Origin of the sequence: Laribacter hongkongensis DSM 14985, from assembly GCF_000423285.1 — a bacterium.
Taxonomy (GTDB): Bacteria; Pseudomonadota; Gammaproteobacteria; order Burkholderiales; family Aquaspirillaceae; genus Laribacter; species Laribacter hongkongensis.
On sequence record NZ_AUHR01000007.1, the window covers coordinates 1 to 20,624 of the forward strand.

General features: G+C 66.0%; 17 protein-coding genes and 1 rRNA gene. 7 read left to right on the forward strand and 11 right to left on the reverse strand.

Going from position 1 to position 20,624, the window contains the following annotated elements; translation table 11 throughout:
• Positions 1-125, reverse strand: a 16S ribosomal RNA gene (locus G542_RS0108220); the annotation flags it as partial.
• A 742-nt stretch (positions 126-867) separates the two neighbouring features.
• On the opposite strand from G542_RS0108220, the gene G542_RS16345 reads away from it, so the two are divergent.
• The 7 genes from G542_RS16345 (at position 868) to G542_RS0108260 (ending at position 9,474) form a co-directional block, all read left to right on the forward strand.
• A complete protein-coding gene (locus G542_RS16345) occupies positions 868-1,776 on the forward strand; it encodes a LysR family transcriptional regulator (protein ID WP_034985373.1) in 909 nt (302 codons plus the stop codon).
• 46 nt (positions 1,777-1,822) lie between these two features.
• Positions 1,823-3,205, forward strand: coding sequence for an ATP-binding protein (locus G542_RS0108235; protein WP_027823856.1), 1,383 nt, complete (start codon positions 1,823-1,825; stop codon positions 3,203-3,205).
• Positions 3,202-3,912: a response regulator gene (locus tag G542_RS0108240; RefSeq protein WP_012695716.1), complete on the forward strand. Its 711-nt coding sequence runs from the start codon at positions 3,202-3,204 to the stop codon at positions 3,910-3,912. The genes G542_RS0108235 and G542_RS0108240 overlap by 4 nt, the downstream gene beginning before the upstream one ends.
• A gap of 93 nt (positions 3,913-4,005) precedes the next feature.
• Positions 4,006-4,812, forward strand: a complete 807-nt coding sequence (locus G542_RS18980; protein WP_051189977.1) for an EF-hand domain-containing protein — start codon at positions 4,006-4,008, stop codon at positions 4,810-4,812.
• 108 nt (positions 4,813-4,920) lie between these two features.
• Complete coding sequence (locus tag G542_RS0108250; protein WP_027823857.1) at positions 4,921-6,141, forward strand: efflux RND transporter periplasmic adaptor subunit; 1,221 nt, start codon at positions 4,921-4,923, stop codon at positions 6,139-6,141.
• 3 nt (positions 6,142-6,144) lie between these two features.
• Positions 6,145-8,103: a MacB family efflux pump subunit gene (locus G542_RS0108255; RefSeq protein WP_027823858.1), complete on the forward strand. Its 1,959-nt coding sequence runs from the start codon at positions 6,145-6,147 to the stop codon at positions 8,101-8,103.
• Between the two features lie 3 nt (positions 8,104-8,106).
• Positions 8,107-9,474 (forward strand): efflux transporter outer membrane subunit, encoded by a 1,368-nt coding sequence (locus G542_RS0108260; protein WP_027823859.1) that lies wholly within the window; start codon positions 8,107-8,109, stop codon positions 9,472-9,474.
• Between the two features lie 52 nt (positions 9,475-9,526).
• Here the strand turns inward: G542_RS0108260 and mmsB are convergent, their stop codons facing one another.
• From mmsB to G542_RS0108310, 10 genes are all read right to left on the reverse strand, one after another.
• Positions 9,527-10,441, reverse strand: a complete 915-nt coding sequence (mmsB, locus tag G542_RS0108265; protein WP_027823860.1) for a 3-hydroxyisobutyrate dehydrogenase — start codon at positions 10,439-10,441, stop codon at positions 9,527-9,529.
• A complete protein-coding gene (locus tag G542_RS0108270) occupies positions 10,438-11,574 on the reverse strand; it encodes an enoyl-CoA hydratase/isomerase family protein (protein WP_027823861.1) in 1,137 nt (378 codons plus the stop codon). Before G542_RS0108270 ends, mmsB begins: the two co-directional genes overlap by 4 nt.
• Positions 11,571-12,368, reverse strand: a complete 798-nt coding sequence (locus G542_RS0108275) for an enoyl-CoA hydratase (protein ID WP_012695709.1) — start codon at positions 12,366-12,368, stop codon at positions 11,571-11,573. Before G542_RS0108275 ends, G542_RS0108270 begins: the two co-directional genes overlap by 4 nt.
• Positions 12,365-13,525: an acyl-CoA dehydrogenase family protein gene (locus G542_RS0108280; RefSeq protein WP_027823862.1), complete on the reverse strand. Its 1,161-nt coding sequence runs from the start codon at positions 13,523-13,525 to the stop codon at positions 12,365-12,367. The genes G542_RS0108275 and G542_RS0108280 overlap by 4 nt, the downstream gene beginning before the upstream one ends.
• A gap of 4 nt (positions 13,526-13,529) precedes the next feature.
• Positions 13,530-15,038, reverse strand: a complete 1,509-nt coding sequence (locus tag G542_RS0108285; RefSeq protein ID WP_027823863.1) for a CoA-acylating methylmalonate-semialdehyde dehydrogenase — start codon at positions 15,036-15,038, stop codon at positions 13,530-13,532.
• Positions 15,039-15,109: 71 nt separating this feature from the next.
• On the reverse strand, positions 15,110-16,333 hold the full coding sequence (locus tag G542_RS0108290; RefSeq protein WP_027823864.1) for a phenylacetate--CoA ligase family protein: 1,224 nt from the start codon (positions 16,331-16,333) through the stop codon (positions 15,110-15,112).
• A gap of 38 nt (positions 16,334-16,371) precedes the next feature.
• Positions 16,372-17,223 carry an ABC transporter ATP-binding protein gene (locus G542_RS0108295; RefSeq protein ID WP_012695705.1) on the reverse strand — a complete coding sequence of 284 codons (852 nt, stop codon included), beginning with the start codon at positions 17,221-17,223 and terminating at the stop codon, positions 16,372-16,374.
• A gap of 57 nt (positions 17,224-17,280) precedes the next feature.
• Complete coding sequence (locus G542_RS0108300; RefSeq protein ID WP_012695704.1) at positions 17,281-18,588, reverse strand: ABC transporter substrate-binding protein; 1,308 nt, start codon at positions 18,586-18,588, stop codon at positions 17,281-17,283.
• A 63-nt stretch (positions 18,589-18,651) separates the two neighbouring features.
• On the reverse strand, positions 18,652-19,716 hold the full coding sequence (locus G542_RS0108305) for a branched-chain amino acid ABC transporter permease (protein ID WP_012695703.1): 1,065 nt from the start codon (positions 19,714-19,716) through the stop codon (positions 18,652-18,654).
• Positions 19,717-19,740: 24 nt separating this feature from the next.
• The gene (locus G542_RS0108310) at positions 19,741-20,622 is read right to left on the reverse strand and encodes a branched-chain amino acid ABC transporter permease (protein ID WP_012695702.1); all 882 of its coding nucleotides are present in this window, start codon (positions 20,620-20,622) and stop codon (positions 19,741-19,743) included.
• Positions 20,623-20,624: the final 2 nt, after the last annotated feature.

Below are 20,624 nucleotides of genomic sequence, written 5' to 3' on the forward strand. Positions count from 1 at the left end.
GTTCCGATGCATTACTCACCCGTTCGCCACTCGTCAGCAGACCGAAGTCCCTGTTACCGTTCGACTTGCATGTGTAAAGCATGCCGCCAGCGTTCAATCTGAGCCAGGATCAAACTCTTTCGTTCAATCTCAGCTAAGTACTTGGCTTGCTCAAAGAAACGACAAGAAAATGTTTTTCCTTGCGTCTATTTGAAGTGCGAGCCTGTGGGTTTCCACAAGCGCTCACACTTATCGGTTGTTCGTTTGTTAAAGAGCTTCCCGGACCAGCCGGCGCTGCGTCGTGCAGCGAGGTGGCGAACTATACCCACCTCTCCACAACTCGTCAACACCCAACCCCACAAAACCTGCAACAATCCGGCATCCACCTGTTTCAAAACGAAATTCCCGGCAAAAAAATCCGCCCACCCCGGCTCAACGCGCAAATGCCGCCTGCTCTCCCGGCTCCAGTACCGTGTCCAAAGCCTGATCCAGTAGCCCCGGATAGTCATGACCGATCTGTATCAACCAGCAACCGCGCCACAAAAAAATCGCCTGCCGGTGTTACCCGGCAGGCGAATGAAGAACATCCCTGTTGCCATCTGAACATAGACGCTATCGGAACGGATGCAAGCCGACTTTGCGCCTGACAGCAATGGCATCAGTCCTGACGACCCGGCAGCCCCACAGTCTTGTCGACACACCACAGCAGCGCCACTACCAGCATCCCGCTCATAAACACCAGCACATCCATGACAAACTCCCGAGACAAAAGAATTTTCAACCGCAATTCGCATTGCACTTGTGTTTATTGTTTGACCTTGCCCGCCCCGGAATAAAGACGAGACATGTATATTGACTGTTTCCAGTCCGGAAACAGTCAATCACGGCATGGATACGCTTGATGCCATGCGGGCCTTCGTCCGGGTTGCCGAAGCCCGCAGCTTTACCCGGGCCGCCGACCAGCTGGGTTGTGCCAAAGCCACCGTCACCAAACTCGTCAGTGCGCTGGAGCACCAGCTGGGAACACGGCTGCTGCAACGCACGACCCGTTATGTCAGCCCGACTCCCGAGGGTGAAATTTACCTCCGGCACTGCCAGCACCTGCTGCCGCAGGTCGATGCCGCTGCCGCTGCAATCAATCCGCAGCGCGAACGCCTGCAAGGCCGCATCTGGTGCGAAGTGCCTTCCAGCCTGGCCCGCTCGCCACTGATCCGGCGGCTGGTCGCTTTCCGCGAACAGGCCCCGCAGGTCGAACTGCTGTTTTCCTGCTCGGACCGCAAAGCCGGTCTGGTACGGGAAGGACTCGACTGTGCCATCCGTTTTGGCAAACTGCCCGACTCGGACTACGTCGCCCGGCCCCTGTGCCCGGCCCGCATCGTGTTGTGCGCCACACCCCGCTACCTGGCCCGTCACGCCCCTGTCACCGAACCGGACGACCTGCTGGCCCACCCGGTCATTGATTATTTCGTCCCTGGTTCCACCGCCCCCGAAGTCTGGCCGCTCTACAGCGAACACAGCCTGCATCACGTCCCGGTACAGCGGGCCGTCGCCTTCGACGACGACAACCTGCTGCTGGAGGCCGGACTGGCCGGACTGGGCATATTCCAGTCCCCCCTGCACCTGGTTGCGCCCTACATCGCCTCCGGCCAGCTCGAACGCGTCCTGCCGGCATGGCACCTGCGCGACTGGCCCATGCACCTGCTCACCCCGCGCCCGCAGTTCCTGTCCCCGCGGGTACGGGCCTTCTGCAACTGGGTCATGACCGAACTCGGCCCACCGGACGGGCTGAACCGGTGAAGGCCCTGGCTGGCTCCCCGGCAACAGACGCGCTAGAGTGGCACACATGCGTTTGACCGCCCTTCCCTCGCTCAAGCTGACCGGCAGGCTCTTCCTGATCATGCTGGCAACCTGCCTGTTGCTGGTCGTCGGCATCGCCACCGTCTGGCGCTGGAGCGTTCAGGCCGACTTCCAGGATTTCGTGCAGCGCATGGGCCGGGAACGGGTCACCACGGTCGCCAGCGAACTGGCCGATACCTACACCAGCCACGGCGGCTGGGCATTCCTGTTTGACGACCCCCGCGCCTGGCCCCGCCTGATGCGCTCGCTGGCCGACGAAGCCGGCACCTCTACGCACGACCCGCTGATGCCGCGCCTGTGGCTCCTCGACGCCGAAGGACAAACCATCATCGCCGGACGCGGCCAGCCCGACCTGCACAATGCCCTGCGCCGTGCCGTCGTGGTCGACGGCCGCACCGTCGGCTGGGTCATCGGCAATCCTTCACGCCACCTGGCCGAACCGCCGGACCTGCGCTTTTATGCCCAGCAGCAGCGCACCATGCTCTGGACGGCCGGACTCGCCCTGCTGCTGGCCGCACTGGCAGCCCTGGTCAGTGCCCGCAGCCTGCTGCGGCCGATCCGCGAACTGGCCGGCGCCACCCACCGGCTGGCAGCCGGCGACTACCACATCCGCGTCACCGACAACCGCCGCGACGAACTCGGTGCCCTGGCGCACGACTTCAACCAGCTGGCCCATGCCCTGGCCCGCAACGAAACCCTGCGCCGGCAACTGATCGCCGATGTCTCGCACGAACTGCGCACTCCGCTGGCAGTCCTGCGCGGTGAAATCGAGGCCCTGGAAGACGGCGTGCGCCCGCTCACGCCCGAAGCCCTGGGCTCGCTGGCCGGCGAAGTGGCACTGCTCACCAAACTGGTCGACGACCTGCACGCCCTGTCGCTGGCCGATGCCGGCGCGCTGGCCTACCACAAGCGTCCGACCGACCTGCCCGAATGCCTGAATGCCGTTGCCGGCGCCTTTGCCGACCGGCTGGCCGGACGCCAGCTGCACTTGCAGCTCCAGTTGCCCGGCCATGCCGAACTGCTTGCCGATCCGGACCGGCTGCGCCAGCTGTTCCACAACCTGTTTGAAAACAGCCTGCGCTACACCGACCCGGGTGGCACGCTGCGCATCCGCTGCCGCCAGACCCCGCAAGCGCTGGAACTCGACTGGGAAGACAGCGCTCCTGGCGTCACGCCCGAGCAGCAGGCACACCTGTTCGACCGCTTTTACCGGGCCGACAGCTCGCGCCGCCGGGCGGCCGGCGGCTCCGGCCTTGGTCTGGCCATCTGCCGGGAAATCGTCCTGGCCCACGGTGGCGACATCCTCGCCGAACCGTCCGAACTGGGCGGACTGGCCCTGCACCTGACTTTTCCCCTGCGTCCGACATGATTCCTTCCTCTCCCCCTGCCCGCATCCTCGTGGTCGAGGATGAACCCAAGCTGGCACAGCTGCTGGCCGATTACCTGCACGCTGCCGGCTTCGAGGTCGAATGCCTCGACAACGGCCTGACGGCACTCGACCGCCTGCGGGCCGCCCCTCCCGACCTGATGCTGCTTGACCTGATGCTGCCGGGGCTGGACGGCCTGTCGCTGTGCCGCGCGCTGCGCAGCTTTTCCAGCCTGCCGGTCATCATGCTGACGGCCCGGGTCGAAGAATCCGACCGCCTGCTCGGTCTGGAGATCGGTGCCGACGACTACATCTGCAAGCCGTTCAGCCCGCGCGAAGTGGTGGCCCGCGTCCGCACGGTACTGCGCCGCAGCCAGCCCGCTGCGGCCGCACCGGCAGCCGCAATGCCCGCCGACAGCCAGGCAACCCCCTTCGTGCTGGACCCGGACACGCTGACGGCCAGCTACCACGGCCACGAACTGGAGCTGACCCGGGTGGAATTCCGGCTGCTGGAAGTGCTGGTGGACTCGCCCCGGCGGGTGTTCTCGCGCGACCAGCTACTGGGCCATGTCTATGACGACCACCGGGTGGTGTCGGACCGGACCGTCGACAGCCACATCAAGAACCTGCGCAAGAAACTGGCCCAGGTGCAGCCGGATGCCGACCCGATCCGCTCGGTCTACGGTGTCGGCTACAAGTTCGAACCGTAACGGCTCCACGTTCCACAGTTCTTTCACATTTCCTGCCGAATTCCCTCACGGTCACCGCCCATACTGGGCAGCATCAAAACAGGAGGACCCGACATGCCCCGCCAACGTACCCTGCTCGCTGCCCTGATCGCTTCAACCCTGGCCCTGACCGCCGGCGCCGCCATGGCCCGCCCCGGTGATTACGGTCCGCACTGCGACACCAACGGCGACGGCAAGATCAGCCGTGAAGAAGCCCAGACCATGCCGCGCCTGGCCCAGGAATTCGACCGCCTCGACACCAACAAGGACGGCTTCCTCACCCGCGACGAACTGCCGCGCGGCCATTTCCGCCCGTACCACGGCAAACGTGGCGGCGGCTGGGCCAGCCTTGATGTCAACGGCGACGGCAAGATCAGCCGCGACGAAGCCAGGGCCCGTCCGTACCTGAGCCAGAACTTCGACCGCCTCGACACCAACAAGGACGGCTTCCTCACCCGCGACGAAATGCCGCGTGGCCATCATCGCGGCCAAGGGGGCGGCTTCAACCGGCTGGATACCGACGGCGATGGCCGGATCTGTCGTGAAGAAGCCAAAGCCAACCCGCAGCTGGGCCAGAACTTCGACCTGATCGATGCCAACAAGGACGGCTACATCGACCGCAGCGAAATGTTCCGCCACATGGCCGACCAGCGCTTTGCCTGGCTTGATGCCGACAAGGACGGCAAGATCAGCCGCGACGAAGCCCGCCAGGCTCCGCGCCTGGCCCAGTGGTTCGACCAGATCGACACCAACAAGGACGGCTTCCTCAGCCGTGACGAATTCATGCAGCACCACAACCAGGCCGGCATGATGCCGCACCGCGGCGGCCCGGCCGGCCAGCCGCCCGTGCAAGACAACGGCCTGCCGTTTTCCGGGCTGTAAGCTGTTTCCTGCCGCCTGAGCACCTGACAGCCGAACCGCGTGCCGGTTCGGCTGTTTGCATCCAGATCCCGCCATTGTATTCAGGGCGCTTCGCGCCGGATGTCCGCCATGTCCCTTACCCTGCCTTCCCTCCTCAAGCAGCGCCGTGTCCGGACCGGACTGGTCCTGGTCGCAGCCGTCCTGCTGGCCGGGCTGTTCTGGCCCCGCCAGCCGGCCCAAGTCTACGCCACCGCCAAGGTCGGCCGCGGCAACCTGGAAGACACCGTGCTGGCCACCGGCATCATCAAGGCCTACAAGCAGGTCAGCGTCGGTGCCCAGGTGTCCGGCCAGATCAAGAAGCTGCACGTCGGACTGGGCCAGGCGGTCAAGGCCGGCGACCTCGTGGCCGAAATCGACCCTCGCACCCAGCAGAACACCCTGCTGGATGCCGAGGCACAGCTGGCCGCCTACCAGGCGCAGCTGGCCGGCAAGACCGCCACCCTGGCCAAGGCACGCCAGGATTTCGTGCGCCAGGAAACCATGCTCAAGGACGATGCCACCTCGCGCGAAGCCTTCGACGCCGCGCGCGCCAGCCTCGACAGCGCCAGCGCCGACGTCGGCCAGCTGAAGGCGCAGATCGAGCAGGCCCGCATCAAGGTCAGCACCGCCAGGCTCAATCTCGGCTACACCACCATCGTGGCGCCGATCGACGGCGTGGTGGTATCGCTGCCGGTGGAAGAAGGCCAGACCGTCAACGCCGCCCAGACCACGCCGACACTGATCAAGCTGGCCCAGCTCGACACCATGACCGTCAAGGCCGAAATTTCCGAAGGCGACGTGCCGCGCATCAAGCCCGGGCTGCCGGTGTATTTCACCATCCTTGGTGCGCCCGACACCCGCTACCGCACCACCCTGCGCTCGATCGACCCCGGCCCGGTGGCACTCAGCGACGACACCAGCACCACCGGCAGCAGCAGCTCGAGCGGCAGCAGCGCCGGCTCGACCGCCATCTACTACTACGGCCTGATGGACGTCGACAATCCGCACCGGCAGCTGCGCATCGACATGACCGCCCAGGTCTCGATCGTGCTGGCCGAAGCCAAAAACGTGCTGACGATCCCTTCGACCGCGCTGGGCGAACGGCAGCCGTCCGGTGATTACACGGTGCGGGTGCTCAATGCCGACGGACAGGCCGAAACCCGCACGGTCAGGGTCGGCCTCAACAACAACGTCCGGGCCGAAGTCAAAAGCGGCCTGAAAGAAGGCGAGCGGGTGATTGTCGGTGAGCAGGATGCCGGTGCCCCGCCCAGCCAGTCAGGTGGCCGCCGCCGCTCGCCGATGGGATTCTGAGCCATGCCGCACACGCTCCCCCTGCTGGTCGTTGACGGCGTCTGGCGCGAGTTTGCCGCCGGCGACGACACGGTCGCCATCCTCAAGGACATCCACCTGACCATCGAGGCCGGTGAAATGGTCGCCATCGTCGGCGCCTCCGGCTCCGGCAAGTCGACGCTGATGAACATCCTCGGCTGCCTTGACCGGCCCAGCCGCGGCCGCTACTGCGTCAAGGGCCAGGAAACCCGCCGGCTGTCGCCGGACGAACTGGCCACCCTGCGGCGTGAAACCTTCGGCTTCATCTTCCAGCGCTACCACCTGCTGTCCGACCTCGACGCACTGGGCAATGCCGAAATCCCGGCCATCTACGCCGGCCTGCGGCCGGACAGCCGCCGCGAACGCGCCAGCCGGCTGCTGGCACGGCTGGGCCTGTCCAACCGCCTGCACCACCGTCCCGGCCAGCTGTCCGGCGGCCAGCAGCAGCGCGTCAGCATTGCGCGGGCGCTGGTCAACGGCGGCGAGGTGATCCTGGCCGACGAGCCGACCGGCGCCCTCGACAGCCACAGCGGCCAGGAAGTGATGGCGATCCTGCACGAGCTGCACGCCGAGGGCCACACCGTCATCATGGTGACGCACGACGCCGGCCTCGCCGAGCACGCCGAACGCATCATTACCCTCAAGGACGGCCAGATCGTCAGCGATGCCGCCACTGCCCGGGCCACCGGCAAAGCGGCACCGGCCCTGCCGGCAGCGGCCGAGGCACCGGCCGGCGGCTGGCGTGCCCGGCTCGACCGCCTGCGCGAAGCCTTCGTGATGGCCGGCCGGGCCATGCTGGCCCACCGGCTGCGCTCGTTCCTGACCATGCTCGGCATCATCATCGGCATTGCCTCGGTGGTGTCGGTGGTGGCGCTGGGCGAAGGTTCACGCCAGCAGATCCTCTCCGACATCAGTGCCATGGGCACCAATACCATCGATATCTACCCGGGCAAGGGCTTTGGCGACCGCAAGTCGTCGGCCATCCACACCCTCAACGACCGGGATGCCGCAGCACTGGCCGAGCAGGGCTTTGTCGACAGCGTGACGCCGGGCGTCAGCACCAGCGCCACGCTGCGGGTCGGCAATACGGCGCTGACCGGCCAGGTGCGCGGCGTCGGCCAGCAGTATTTCCAGGTCAAGGGTGTGCGGCTGGCCGAAGGCCAGGCTTTCAATGCCGAAGCGGTGACACGCTACGCCCAGGAAGTGGTGATCGATCCCAATACCCGGCAAAAGCTCTTTGGCAGCGGCAATGCGCTGGGCGAGGTGATCCTGGTCAACAACCTGCCGGTGCGGGTGATCGGCGTGACCGAAGAACAGAAAAGCGTGTTCGGCAACAGTGAAACCCTCAACCTGTGGATTCCGTACACCACCGCCATGGGCCGGCTGCTGGGGCGCGACTACCTCAACAGCATCACCGTGCGCATCAGCGACAGTGTCTCGACCCAGGCCGCCGAAACGGCGCTGGTGAAGCTGATGACCCAGCGCCACGGCACCCGGGATTTCTTCGTCATGAACAGTGACAGCATCCGCCAGACCGTGGAAAGCACCACCGCCACCATGACCTTGCTGGTGTCGATGATCGCAGTGATTTCACTGGTGGTCGGCGGCATCGGCGTCATGAACATCATGCTGGTGTCGGTAACCGAACGCACCGGTGAAATCGGCGTGCGCATGGCCGTCGGCGCGCGCCAGAGCGACATCCTGCAACAGTTCCTGATCGAGGCGGTGATGGTCTGCCTGCTGGGCGGCGTGCTGGGCGTGGGCCTGTCGCTGGCCATCGGCGTCGCCTTCGACCAGTTCGTCAGCAATTTCCGCATGGTGTATTCGGCCACCTCCATCGTGGCCGCCTTTGCCTGCTCCACCCTGATCGGCGTGCTGTTCGGCTACCTGCCCGCCCGCAATGCCGCCCGGCTTGATCCGGTCGTCGCCCTGTCGAGGGACTGATCCATGCGTAAAACAAGCCCTCTTGTCCTCCTGCCCCTGCTGCTGGCCCTCGGCGGCTGCGCCAGCTGGACCAGCACGCCCTATGAAGCTCCGGTACTCGACCTGCCGGCCCGCTGGACACCGCCCGCCCTGCCGGCCGGTGTCGAGACCACCGCCAACTGGTGGCAGGCGTTCAACGATCCGGCGCTCAACACCCTGGTCGACGAAGTGCTGGCCCGCAACAACGATCTGGCCGTGGCCGGCCTGCGCCTGCAACAGGCACGCCTGCGGGCCGGGCTGGCGTTCAGCAACCAGCTGCCGAGTGTGTCGGTCCGCCAGACCGGCAATGCCAGCCGCCAGCTGGGACAGGGAGACAGCGTCACCCATGCCTACGGACTGACCGGCGGACTCAGCTACGAAGTCGACCTCTGGGGCAAGCTGTCGCGCCAGCACGATGCCAGCCAATGGGAAGCCGAAGCCACGGCGGCCGATCTCGCCGGCACCCGGCTGACGCTGATCGGCAGCACCGCCACCCTGTACTGGCAGCTGGGCTATCTCAACCAGCGCCTCACGCTGGCGCAGGCCAACACCGCCTACACGGCAGAAACCCTCAAGCTGGTAGAGGCGCAATACCGCGCCGGCGCTGCCTCCCGGCTGGAAGTGCTGTCGGCCAGCCAGTCGCTGGAAAGCCAGAAGGCCAGCGAAACCGACCTGATGCAGCAACGCGAGGAAGCCCGCAGCGCACTGGCCATCCTGCTGGACGGCCCGCCCGGGCGCGTGTTGCCGGAGCCGTCGCTGCTGCCGGAGGCCAGTCCGCCGGAAGTCCCGGCCGGGCTGCCCGCCGGGTTGCTGGCCCGCCGGCCGGACCTGATGGCAGCAGAGCTGCGGCTGCGGTCCAGTCTTGCTTCCGTCGATGTCACCCGGGCCAGCTTTTATCCCGTGCTGAGCCTGACCGGCTCGCTCGGCACCAGCTCGGTGGCACTGGGTCAGCTGTTGCAGAATCCGCTCGGCGTGCTGGCATCGGAGCTGACCCTGCCGTTCCTGAACTGGAACGAGCGACGGCTGTCGGTCCAGGTGTCGGAAAACGAGTACCAGCAGGCACAGACCAAGTTCCGCCAGACGGTGTACGGTGCACTGAAGGAAGTCCACGACAGCCTGTCGGCACGGCAGCAGCTGGCCGAAAAGGATGCACGGCTGACGGCCTCGCTGGCGGCGGCACGTGAAGTGGAACGGCTGTACGGCGTGCGTTACCGCGTCGGCGCCACCAGCCTCAAGGACTGGCTGGATGCGCAGCAGATCCGGCGCACGGCGGAAACCGGCTGGCTCGACAACCGCTTCGAGCAGTACAGGCGCCAGATCATCCTGTACCAGGCACTGGGCGGCGGCGCATGAAAACGGGGGCGCAACCTGCGCCCCCTCCGGGTTGTGACCAGCAAGAGGCCGGTCAGCGGCAGCCGCCGGTTTCGCGTGGCACAAACAGGCCGACGATGCTGGAAAAATCCAGCGCGCCGTGGCCGCTCTGGCTCCACTGGGCATAAAGTTCGCGCGCCAGTCCGCCCAGCGGTACGGCCGCCTTGACCTCGATGGCCGACTCGACCGCCAGGCCGAGGTCCTTGAGCATCAGGTCGGCACCGAAACCGCCGGTATAGCCACGGCTGGCCGGCGCGTTTTCCATCACGCCCGGCCACGGGTTGTAGCGTTCGGTCACCCAGTTGGCACCGGAGCTCTGGTCGATGATGCCCGAGAGCACCTGGACGTCCAGCCCCTGGCGGGCCCCAAGGGCCAGCGCCTCGCTGACGGCGATCATCTGCACGCCCAGGATCATGTTGTTGCACACCTTGGCCACCTGTCCGGCCCCGCTGCCCCCGGCATGAAAGATGTTCTTGCCCATGGCCACCAGCAGGGGCTGCGCACGGTCGAGCGCGGCATTGCTGCCGCCCACCATGAAGGTGAGCGTGGCGGCGGCGGCACCGGCCGTACCACCGGACACCGGTGCGTCGATCATGTCGATACCGCTGGCGGCAGCGGCAGCGGCAACTTTCTGGGCGCTGTGCGGGCTGATGGTGGAGCAGTCGATCACCAGCGTGCCGGCCGGCAGCAGCGCCAGCAGGCCGGATTCACCCTCGTCCCCCAGATACAGGCCTTCGACATGCCGGCTGGCCGGCAGCATCGACACCACCACCTCGGCGCCCTGTACGGCCTGCCGCACGTCTGCCGCACCGCGGGCTCCCGCCGCGGTCAGCTCGTTGACGGCATCCAGGTTGAGATCGAACACCTGCAGCGGAAAACCGGCCCGCAACAGGTTTTTGGCCATGGGCGCCCCCATGTGGCCCAGACCGACAAACGCGACGCGACTCATGCGCTTTCTCCCAGATGTGCCAGAGGCGACTCGGCCCACGGCGAAGTGAAATGCTGCTCCAGCCAGTCAGGCCGGATGTCTTCCAGCGTAGCCGGCTGCCAGCGAGGTGCATTGTCCTTGTCGACCATGCGGGCACGTACGCCTTCGGTAAAGTTGCCCATCGAGCAGCAGCGCACCGACAGGACCAGTTCCATGCGGAACACCTCGGCCAGCAACAGGTGACGGGCCCGGTGGCGGATTTCCCAGGTCAGCGCCGCGGTGGCCGGACATCCGGCAGCAAAGCCGCGCACGGCTTCGCGCAGCCAGACATCGACATCGTCACGGGCAGTGGCAAAGCGGGCGGCCAGCGCCGGCAGGGTAGCGGCATCGGTCAGTTCCTGGATGCGGTCAAAATGCGCCTGCAGGCGTCCGGCCGGCATGATGTCGACGGAACGGGCGGCAAAGCCGGCCAGCAGTTCGCTCAGGCGGACGTGGTTGTCGGCCGGCTGCTCCGACCAGCGGGTGGCCGCCAGTTGCGCCATGATGGCGAGCTGGTGTTCGCGGGCGATGGCGTAGTCGGCGAGGTCGACGTAGCGACAGTCCGCCGCGTTGAGCGGCGCCCCGGTCAGCCCGAGGAACAGCCCGATGCGTCCTGGCATGCGGTTGAGGAACCAGCTGCCGCCGACATCGGGATACAGGCCGATGTTGATTTCCGGCATGGCCATGCGGGTGGTTTCGGTCACCACCCGGTGGCTGGCACCGGCCAGCAGCCCCAGCCCGCCGCCCATCACGATGCCGTCACCCCACACCAGCACCGGTTTGGTGCAGGCGTGGATCAGGTAATCGAGGGCGTATTCCTCGGTGAAGTAGACCGTGGCAAAAGGATGCGGACACGGTTCCGGTTCTTCGACCAGCTGGCGGCGCAAGGCCCGGATGTCGCCACCGGCACAAAAGGCCTTGTCGCCACTGCCGGCCAGCACGATCAGGGCGATGTCCGGGTCATGCTGCCAGCGGGTCAGCCGCTCGGCCAGCAACCGGATCATGTCGAGCGTCAGGGCATTGAGCGTACGCTCGCTGTTGAGCAGCGCCGTGGCAATGCGCTGGCCGCCGGGCGTGAGCTGCTCGGAAAAAATGACGGAAGGCACCGGATTCATGCGTGCTCCTTTCCGGCGACCTGCCAGACCGGCGGGCGCTTTTGCAGGAAGGCACCGACCCCTTCCTGCTGGTTGGAGCCGGCAAACAGGCCGACAAACAGCTCGCGCTCCAGCGGCAGGTTGAGTGCCGGCGGCAACGTGCGGGCAGCCTGCACCAGCCGCTTGCACGCCACCACGCTGTCCGGACTCTGGCGGGCAGCCCGCTCGGCCATCGCCAAGGCAGCCGGCAAGGCTTCGCCGGCCGGCACCACCTGCTCGACCAGACCGATGCGCTCGGCCGTGGCGGCGTCGATGCGCTCGCCCAGCAGGATCAGCCGCTTGGCCCAGCCCTCGCCGACCAGGTGCGGCAGCAGCTGGGTGCCGCCGGCGCACGGCAACAGGCCGACGCTGGCTTCGGGCAGCGCCAGCTGCGCCTGGGCCTCGGCCACGCGCAGGTCACAGGCCAGCGCGACCTCCAGCCCGCCGCCCATGGCGTAGCCATTGATGGCAGCGATCGATACGCCACGGTAGGCCGACAGGCGCTCGAACGCGCGGCCGAAGGCCTGCGACATCACGGCCGCCGTACCGCTGTCGCCGTCGGCAAACAGCTTGAGGTCGGCGCCGGCGCAAAAGAACTTGCTGCCCTCGCCCACCAGCACCAGTGCCCGGATGCCGGCATCGGCCTCCAGATCGTCAACCAGCCGCACCAGCGCATCCAGACTGTCGCGGGTCCAGGTATTGGCCGGGGGGTTGGACAAGGTAACCACGGCGGTACTGCCGCGTTTTTCCACCTGCAAACCGGGATAATCCGTCATCGCAAAACCTCCGGCGCGCCTTCCTGCAGCAGACGGCGCGCGATAATGAGCCGCATGATGTCGTTGGTACCTTCCAGAATCTGGTGTACGCGCAGATCGCGCACATGCCGTTCCAGCGGAAAGTCCTTCAGGTAGCCGTAGCCACCAAAGCATTGCAGTGCCTGGTTGGCGACGTTGAATGCCAGATCGGTGGCCAGCCGCTTGGCCATGGCGCAGTAGCAGCCGGCTTCGGGCTGCTGCTGGTCCAGCTGCCAGGCTGCCAGCCGTACCATCTGCCGCGCCGCCACCAATTCCGTCAGCATATCAGCCAGCCGGAACTGGATGTTCTGCAACTGCGCCAGGGGCGCACCGAACTGGCGGCGCTCGCCAACGTAGCGCTGTGCGGCATCAAGGGCGGCCTGGGCTGTCCCGACGGCACAGGTGGCGATGTTGATGCGGCCACCGTCCAGCCCCTTCATGGCAAAGGTGAATCCCTCGCCTTCTTCACCCAGCCGGTTGGCGACCGGAATGCTCACTTCCTCAAACGAGATGGAGCGGGTGGGCTGGCTGTTCCAGCCCATCTTTTTCTCTTTCTTGCCGTAGCGGACACCGGCGGCATCGGCCGGCACCACGAAAGCCGACACCCCTTTGGCACCGGGGCCGCCGGTACGCGCCATCACCACCAGCACCTGGGTGCTGCCGGCACCGGAAATGAACATCTTGCTGCCGTTGAGGACGTAATGGTCACCGCGCCGCTCGGCGCGGGTGGACAGCGAAGTAGCATCCGAGCCGGCTCCGGGCTCGGTCAGGCAATAGCTGCCCAGCAGCTCGCCCGTGACCATGCGCGGCACCCAGGCTTCGGCCAGCGCCGGAGCCCCGAAGCTGGCGATCATCCAGCTCACCATGTTGTGGATGGTGAGGTAGGCCGCGGTCGACGTGCAGCCGTGGGCCAGCTCTTCAAACACGATGGCACTGTCCAGCCGCGACAGCTCCAGTCCGCCGTAGCATGCCGGGGTATACAGCCCGAGAAAGCCCATTTCGCCGGCACGCCGCAAGGTGTCGAGCGGGAAGGTTTCCTCTTCGTCCCAGCGGGCGGCAAACGGGGCCAGTTCATGACGGGCAAAATCGCGCGCACTGTCCTGGAAGGCGCGCTGCTGTTCGTTCAGGGCAAAGTCCATGACGCTACCTCAGGCTGATGGTGGTGTGGATGCGCCCTTGTGCGGCAGCATCGTCAAACCAGCGGCTGGTGACGGTCTTGGTCTGGGTATAGAACAGCACCGCCTGCTTGCCGTAGGGCCCCAGATCACCGAGCTTGGACGCCCGCGAACCGGTAAAGCTGAACAGCGGCACCGGCACCGGGATCGGCACGTTGATGCCGACCTGGCCGACGTCGATGTGTTCCTGGAAGCGGCGGGCGGCCGCTCCGGACTGGGTAAAGACGGCCGTGCCGTTGCCGTTGGGGTTGGCGTTGACCAGCGCAATGGCCTCGTCCAGCGAGTCGGCGCCCATCAGGCACAGGACCGGACCGAAGATTTCTTCGCGGTAGATGCCCATCTGCGGCGTGACGCCACTGAAAATGGTCGGGCCGACAAAATTGCCCTGCGGCAGGCCGGCCACTTCGATGTCGCGTCCGTCCAGCTCCAGCCGGGCGCCTTCCTCGATGCCGCCGGCGATCAGGCCGTGGATGCGGTCACGTGCCGCCCGGGAAATCACCGGTCCCAGATCGGGATTGTCACGGCCGGCACCGACCGTCAGCGACCGGGCCTTGGTCACCAGTTCCGGAATCCAGGCCTGCGCCTCGCCCACCAGCACGGCCACCGACAGCGCCATGCAGCGCTGGCCGGCAGCACCGAACGCGGCCCCGGCCAGCTGGTTGAGCGTCTGCTCCTTGCTGGCATCCGGCAAGACCACGGCGTGGTTCTTGGCGCCCATCATGCACTGCACGCGCTTGCCGGCAAGGCTGGCACGCTGGTAGACATGGGTGCCGACCCGGCTGGAGCCGACAAAGCTGACCGCCTTGATGTCCGGGTGGTCGCACAGCGCGTTCACAACGTCCTCGCCGCCGTGCACCACGTTGAGCACGCCGGCGGGAATGCCGGCCTCAAGCGCCAGCTCCACCAGCCGCATGGTCACCATCGGGTCCTGTTCGGACGGCTTGAGCACGAAGGTATTGCCGCAGGCAATCGCCATCGGGAACATCCACAGCGGAATCATGGCCGGGAAATTGAACGGGGTGATGCCGGCGCACACGCCGAGGGGCTGCATCACCGTATAGGTATCGACCCCGCCGGCCACGTTTTCGGCATATTCGCCCATTTGCAGCGTGCCGATGCTGGCGGCGTGCTCGACCACCTCCAGCCCGCGGAAAATGTCCCCTTCGGCATCCAGCAGGGTCTTGCCCTGTTCGGCGGTCAGGATGGCCGCCAGCTCGGCCATGTGCGTGCGGATCAGCTGCTGGTACTTGAGGAAAATCCGCGCCCGGGTGCCGACCGGGGTCTGCTTCCAGCCGGCAAATGCCGCCTTGCCGGCCGCTACTGCGGCCGCCACTTCGGCCTGCGTGGCCATCGGCACCCGTGCCAGCACCTCCTGCGTGGCCGGGTTGACGACATCGCGCCAGTGCCGGGTATCGGAATGCACGAATTCCCCGTTGATCAGGTGCGGCAGGTTCGGCGGTTGACTGTTGGCAGCCATGTTGTTTCTCCTCTTGCTACTTATGGATACGGCCCCGGGCGGGTCTGCCCGCGTACCGGAGCGCAGGACATTCAGTGCGGCCGGCGATCCTCGATCACACGGCCGTCATTGGGCAGCGACCCCGGCGCCACGCACTCGACTTCAGCGCGCAGTTGCGCCAGCTCGCGGAACATGTCGGCCACGGCGGGTGCCAGTGCCGGCTCCGGCGTTTCCACCAGCAGGCGCAGGCTGTCCTGCTGTTCGTGGCGCCCGACCACCAGCCGGACCCGGCCCAGGCCGGCAAAACGTGCCGCCACACCATGTACCTGCGCCGGATGGACAAACAGCCCGCGCACCTTGACGGTCTGGTCGGCGCGACCGAGCCAGCCTTTCAGCACCCGGCCGGTACGACCGCACGGGCTGGGTTCACCGGCAAACGCCGACAGGTCGCCGGTAGCAAAGCGCACCAGCGGATAGGCCGGGTGGAAAGTAGTCACCACCACCTCACCCACCTCGCCGTCCGGCACCGGTTCACCCGTACCCGGCCGGACGATTTCGACCAGTACGTCTTCGTCACACACCAGTCCGCCGCCGGGAACACCCTCATAGGCGATCAGCCCGAGGTCGGCAGTGGCATAGCACTGGAAAGCCTCCAGACCGGCCGCCTCAAAGGCCGTGCGCAAGTCCGGAGTCAGGGCTTCGCCACTGACCAGCGCCCGCCGTAGCCGGGGCAGCAGCACGCCCAGTTCCTGCGCCCGTTGCAGCAGGATGTGCAGGAAGGACGGCGTGCCGACGTAGGCGTGCGGTTGCAGGGCACGCATGGCGTTGACCTGCAGCTCGGTCTGGCCGGGGCCGGCCGGAAACACGGCGCAACCACTGGCCCGACAGCCAAGGTCGAGCATGAATCCCCCCGGAGTCAGGTGATAGGCAAAGCTGTTGTGCACCAGCCAGCCGGGGCGAAAGCCGGCAGCCCGGCAGGCACGGCCCATGCGCCACGGATCGGCCAGCTCGCCCTGCGGCTCGAAAATCGGTCCGGGCGAGGCAAACACCCGTCCGGCAGCTCCGGCTGCGACCGTGGCATAGCCGCCGAACGGCGGTTCGGCCATCTGCTCGGCCAGCAGGTGTGATTTTCGCGTCAGCGGTATGCGGGCCAGTGCCTCCCAGCTGGTAACACTGGCCGGATCAATGTCCGACAGCAGGCGCCGGTAAGCCGGGCTGTGCTCCCTGGCCCACGCCAGCTGGCGCGGCAGCAGCCGGAACCATTCGGCCTCCCGTTCGGAACGGGGGCGGTATTCACGCAGATCGGGTGCATGCATCGACAGCCTCTTTCCTTGTAATGGACGGTACCGGCGGTTCAGGCCAGCCAGCGCTTGCGCCGGCGGTAGTGCTTGACCTCGCGGAAGCTCTTGCGTCCTTCGCCGCCCAGTCCCAGATAAAACTCCTTGACGTCCTCGTTGGCCGCCAGTGCGGCGGCTTCGCCGTCCATGACCACCCGGCCGTTTTCGAGGATGTAACCGTAGTCGGCATAACGCAGGGCCATGCTGGTGTTCTGCTCGGCCAGCAGGAAACTCACCCGTTCCTTCTGGTTGAGATCGCGCACGATCTCGAAAATTTCCTCGACGATCTGCGGTGCCAGCCCCATCGACGGCTCATCGAGCAGGATCATCTGCGGGCTGGCCATCAGGGCGCGGCCGACCGCAACCATCTGCTGCTCGCCGCCCGAGGTGTAGCCGGCCTGGCTCTGGCGCCGGACCTTGAGGCGCGGGAAATAGTGGTAGACCCGCTCGAGGGCGGCCTGCATGCCGGCCCGGCCCAGGCTCCGGGTATAGGCACCGGTCAGCAGGTTTTCTTCCACGGTCAGGTGGCCAAAGCAGTGCCGGCCTTCCATCACCTGCACGACACCACGCTTGACCAGTGCATCCGGCGACAGGGCCTCCACCCGCTCGCCGCGGTATTCGATGCAGCCCTTGGTCACCTGGCCGCGCTCGCTGCCCAGCAGGTTGGAAATCGCCTTCAGGGTCGTGGTCTTGCCGGCGCCGTTGCCGCCCATCAGCGCCACGATGCGGCCTTCGGGCACGTCCAGCGACACGCCCTTGAGCACCAGGATGACGTGGTTGTAGATGACTTCGATGTTGTTGACCGACAGCAGGAACGGGGTGGCAACGGCGGGATGCGCTGCGGTCACGGTGGCCGTGGCTGTTTGCATGACGTTCTCCGACACGGCCCGCGTCCGCCTGGGCGGCGGCACGGGCCGCTGGCTGGATTATTTTTCCTTGCTGCAATCGCGCGGGGTGATGCCCTTTTCCTGCGCATACCTGGCGGCACTGGTCTTCACCAGCGGGTCCAGCACGCTGTTGTCCGCCGCGATCCAGCCGGAAACCGGCTTCCAGTCCTTGCCGTCCCACTGCATGAAGCGGGTATAGCCGGAACCTTCGTGGTTGCTGCACGAGGTCTTGAGCTGCGGCAACATGTTGCTGATGCCCAGGGTTTTCTGGCGGGCGGCATCGATGTTGAGGTGCTCGAAGCCCCAGCGGATCTGCTCGCCGGTCAGCGGTTTCTTGCCGTATTTGTCCTGGGCCACCCGGATGGCTTCGACCAGCATCACGCCGCCGATCACGCCGCGGTTGTAGTTGACGGTGCCGATGGCGCCCTTGTCGGACAGGTTGCCCTTGCCCTGGGCGTAGAGGGTTTTTTCCAGATCCTGGATCAGCGGGAAGCTCTTGCCGTCTGCGGCATAGCTGCCGGCGATATAGCCCTTGGCGGCTTCACCGGCCGGAATCACGTCCTCCTCCGAGCCACCCCACCAGTTGGCAACAATCTTGTCGCGCGGGAAACCCACCTTGGCCGCCGCCTTGATCGCGGCCGGCGTCATCACGCCCCAGCTGCGCAGGATGACGAAGTCCGGCTGCTGGCGGCGTACTTCCAGCCACTGCGACTGCTGCTCGGTGCCCGGTGCCGGCACTTCGACGTTGACCAGTTCAAAACCGTATTTCTTTGCCATGGCTTCCAGCACCGGCAGGGTTTCCTTGCCGTAGGCCGAGCCGTGGTAAAGGTTGACGATCTTCTTGCCCTTGAGCTTGTCCATGCCGCCCAGCCGCTGGCCGATGAACTGGATCTTGGCAGTGGCCTGGCTCCAGTAGCTGGTCACCAGCGGGAACACGTACGGAAACACGCTGCCGTCCTTGGCATCGGCCCGGCCAAAGCCGATGGTCATCAGCGGGATCTTGTCCTTGTCGGCCCGGTCCATGGTGGCGTAGGTGATGCCGGTCGACATGAAGTTGAACGCCGATGCGCCGGATTCGCCCTTCTTTTTCAGCCGCTCGTAGCATTCCACGCCACGGTCGTTCTTGTACTCGGTCTCGCACTCCTCGTAGGCCAGCTTGACCCCGCCCACGCCTCCCTCCTTGAGGTTGACGTAGTTGAGGTAGTCAATCATGCCGCCGTAGTACTTGGTGCCGCCGGAGGCATAAGGACCGACGCGGTAGCTCGGCACCGGAATGAACTGCTCGGCGGCAAGTGCCGTACCGGCCAGGGCCAGACCCAGAGCGGCGATCAGGATGCGTTTTTGCATGGAGTGTCTCCTCGTGGAAAAAGTCGTACTTCTGTTGGAACGACTGGGAACTGCCGGTAAGACTCAGTGCGGGAACGGCCACAGGCGCAGCTTTTCCTTGGCGATCTGCCACAGGCGGGCCAGACCGAGCGGCTCGACGATCAGGAAAAAGATGATCAGGCCGCCGAACAGCATCATTTCCAGGTTGGACAGGAACGAGGAGCTGACGGCACCGTGCAACAGCTGCCCGCCCAGGTTCAGCACGATCGGCAGCAGCACGATGAAGGCGGCCCCGAGGAAGGAGCCGAGGATCGAGCCCACGCCGCCGATGATGATCATGAACAGGATCTGGAACGAGCGGTGCAGGTCAAAGGCCTGCGGATCGACCGTGCCCAGCAGGATGAAAGCCCACAGCCCGCCGGCCACGCCGCAATAGAACGAACTCACGGCAAACGCGGTCAGCTTGGTTTTCAGCATCGGGATGCCGATCACTTCGGCTGCCACGTCCATGTCGCGCACCGCCATCCAGGCGCGGCCGATGCTGGAGCGCACCATGTTCTTGGCGGCCAGCGCCATGACCGCCACCACGCCGAGGGTGAATAGGTATTTGCTGGCCGGAGTATCGAGCGGCAGGCCGAACACCTCCAGGGCCGGCGCACTGATCACGCCGGAACTCGAGTAGTTGGAAAACCAGCCGAACTTGGTCAGCGCCCATTCGATGAAGAACTGCGCCGCCAGTGTCGCCACCGCCAGGTAAAACCCCTTGATGCGCAGCGAGGGCAGGCCGAACAGCACGCCGACCACCGCCGCCACGCCACCGCCGAGCAGCAGGGCCGGCAACAGCGGCAGGCCGGGAATGCGCAGCATGAAGTTGTAGGTGGCAAAGGCCCCGACGGCCATGAAGGCGGCCGAACCGAGCGACAGCTGACCCGCATAGCCTGTCAGGATGTTCAGTCCGAGAGCCGCCAGCGACAGCACCAGAAACGGGATCAGGATGCCGGACAGCAGGTAGTCACTGGCCAGCCCCGGCACGGCGACAAAGGCCGCCAGCAGCAGGGCGCCGACAAACAGCCGGTCCTGCACGATCGGAAAGATCACGCTGTCGGCACGATAGCTGGTCTTGAACTGACCGGATTCACGATAAATCATGGGACAAGTCTCCAGGGCAGGGCGCTAGACGCGCTCGATATGGCGTTCGCCGAACAGCCCTTCCGGGCGCACCAGCAGGAACACCAGCGCCAGCATGTAGGGGAACCAGTTTTCGATGCCGCCCGAGAGGTAGGGACCGAGATAGACCTCGGCGAGCTTTTCCCCCGCCCCGACGATCAGGCCGCCGACGATTGCCCCCGGCACCGAGGTGAACCCGCCAAGGATCAGCACCGGCAAGGCCTTGAGCACCACCAGCGTCAGGGCAAACTGCACCCCGAGGCGCGAGCCCCACAAGAGGCCGGAAACCAGCGCCACAAAACCGGCCACGCCCCACACCACCGCCCAGATGTGCTGGAGCGGAATGCCGACCGACAGCGCGGCCTGGTGGTCGTCCGCCACCGCCCGCAGGGCGCGGCCAAGCTTGGTGTACTGGAAGAACGCGGCCAGTACGGCCACCAGCAGGGCCGACAGGCCGGCAGCAAACAGGTCGAACCGGGAGATGAACACGCCGGCCACTTCAAAGGGTTCGTCGGTAATGCCGAGCTCCAGCCCGTGTACTTCGGTACCCCAGACCAGCTGTGCCAGCCCTTCGATGAAAAACGACAGGCCGATGGTGGCCATGAACAGCGTGATCGGCGGCTGGTTGACCAGTGGCCGCAGTACCACGCGCTCGATGGCGATACCCATGCCGACCATGATCACCAGTGTCGCCAGCAGGCTGCCCCAGAACGGCAGGCCCATGGCCTGCAGGCTGACAAAAGTCAGCGCCGCAAACAGCACCAGTGCACCCTGGGCAAAGTTGAATACGCCGGACGCCTTGTAGATCAGCACGAATCCCAGCGCCACCAGCGAATACATCACGCCGGCCAGCAGTCCGCCGACCAGAACCTCGAGAAAAAACGACATAT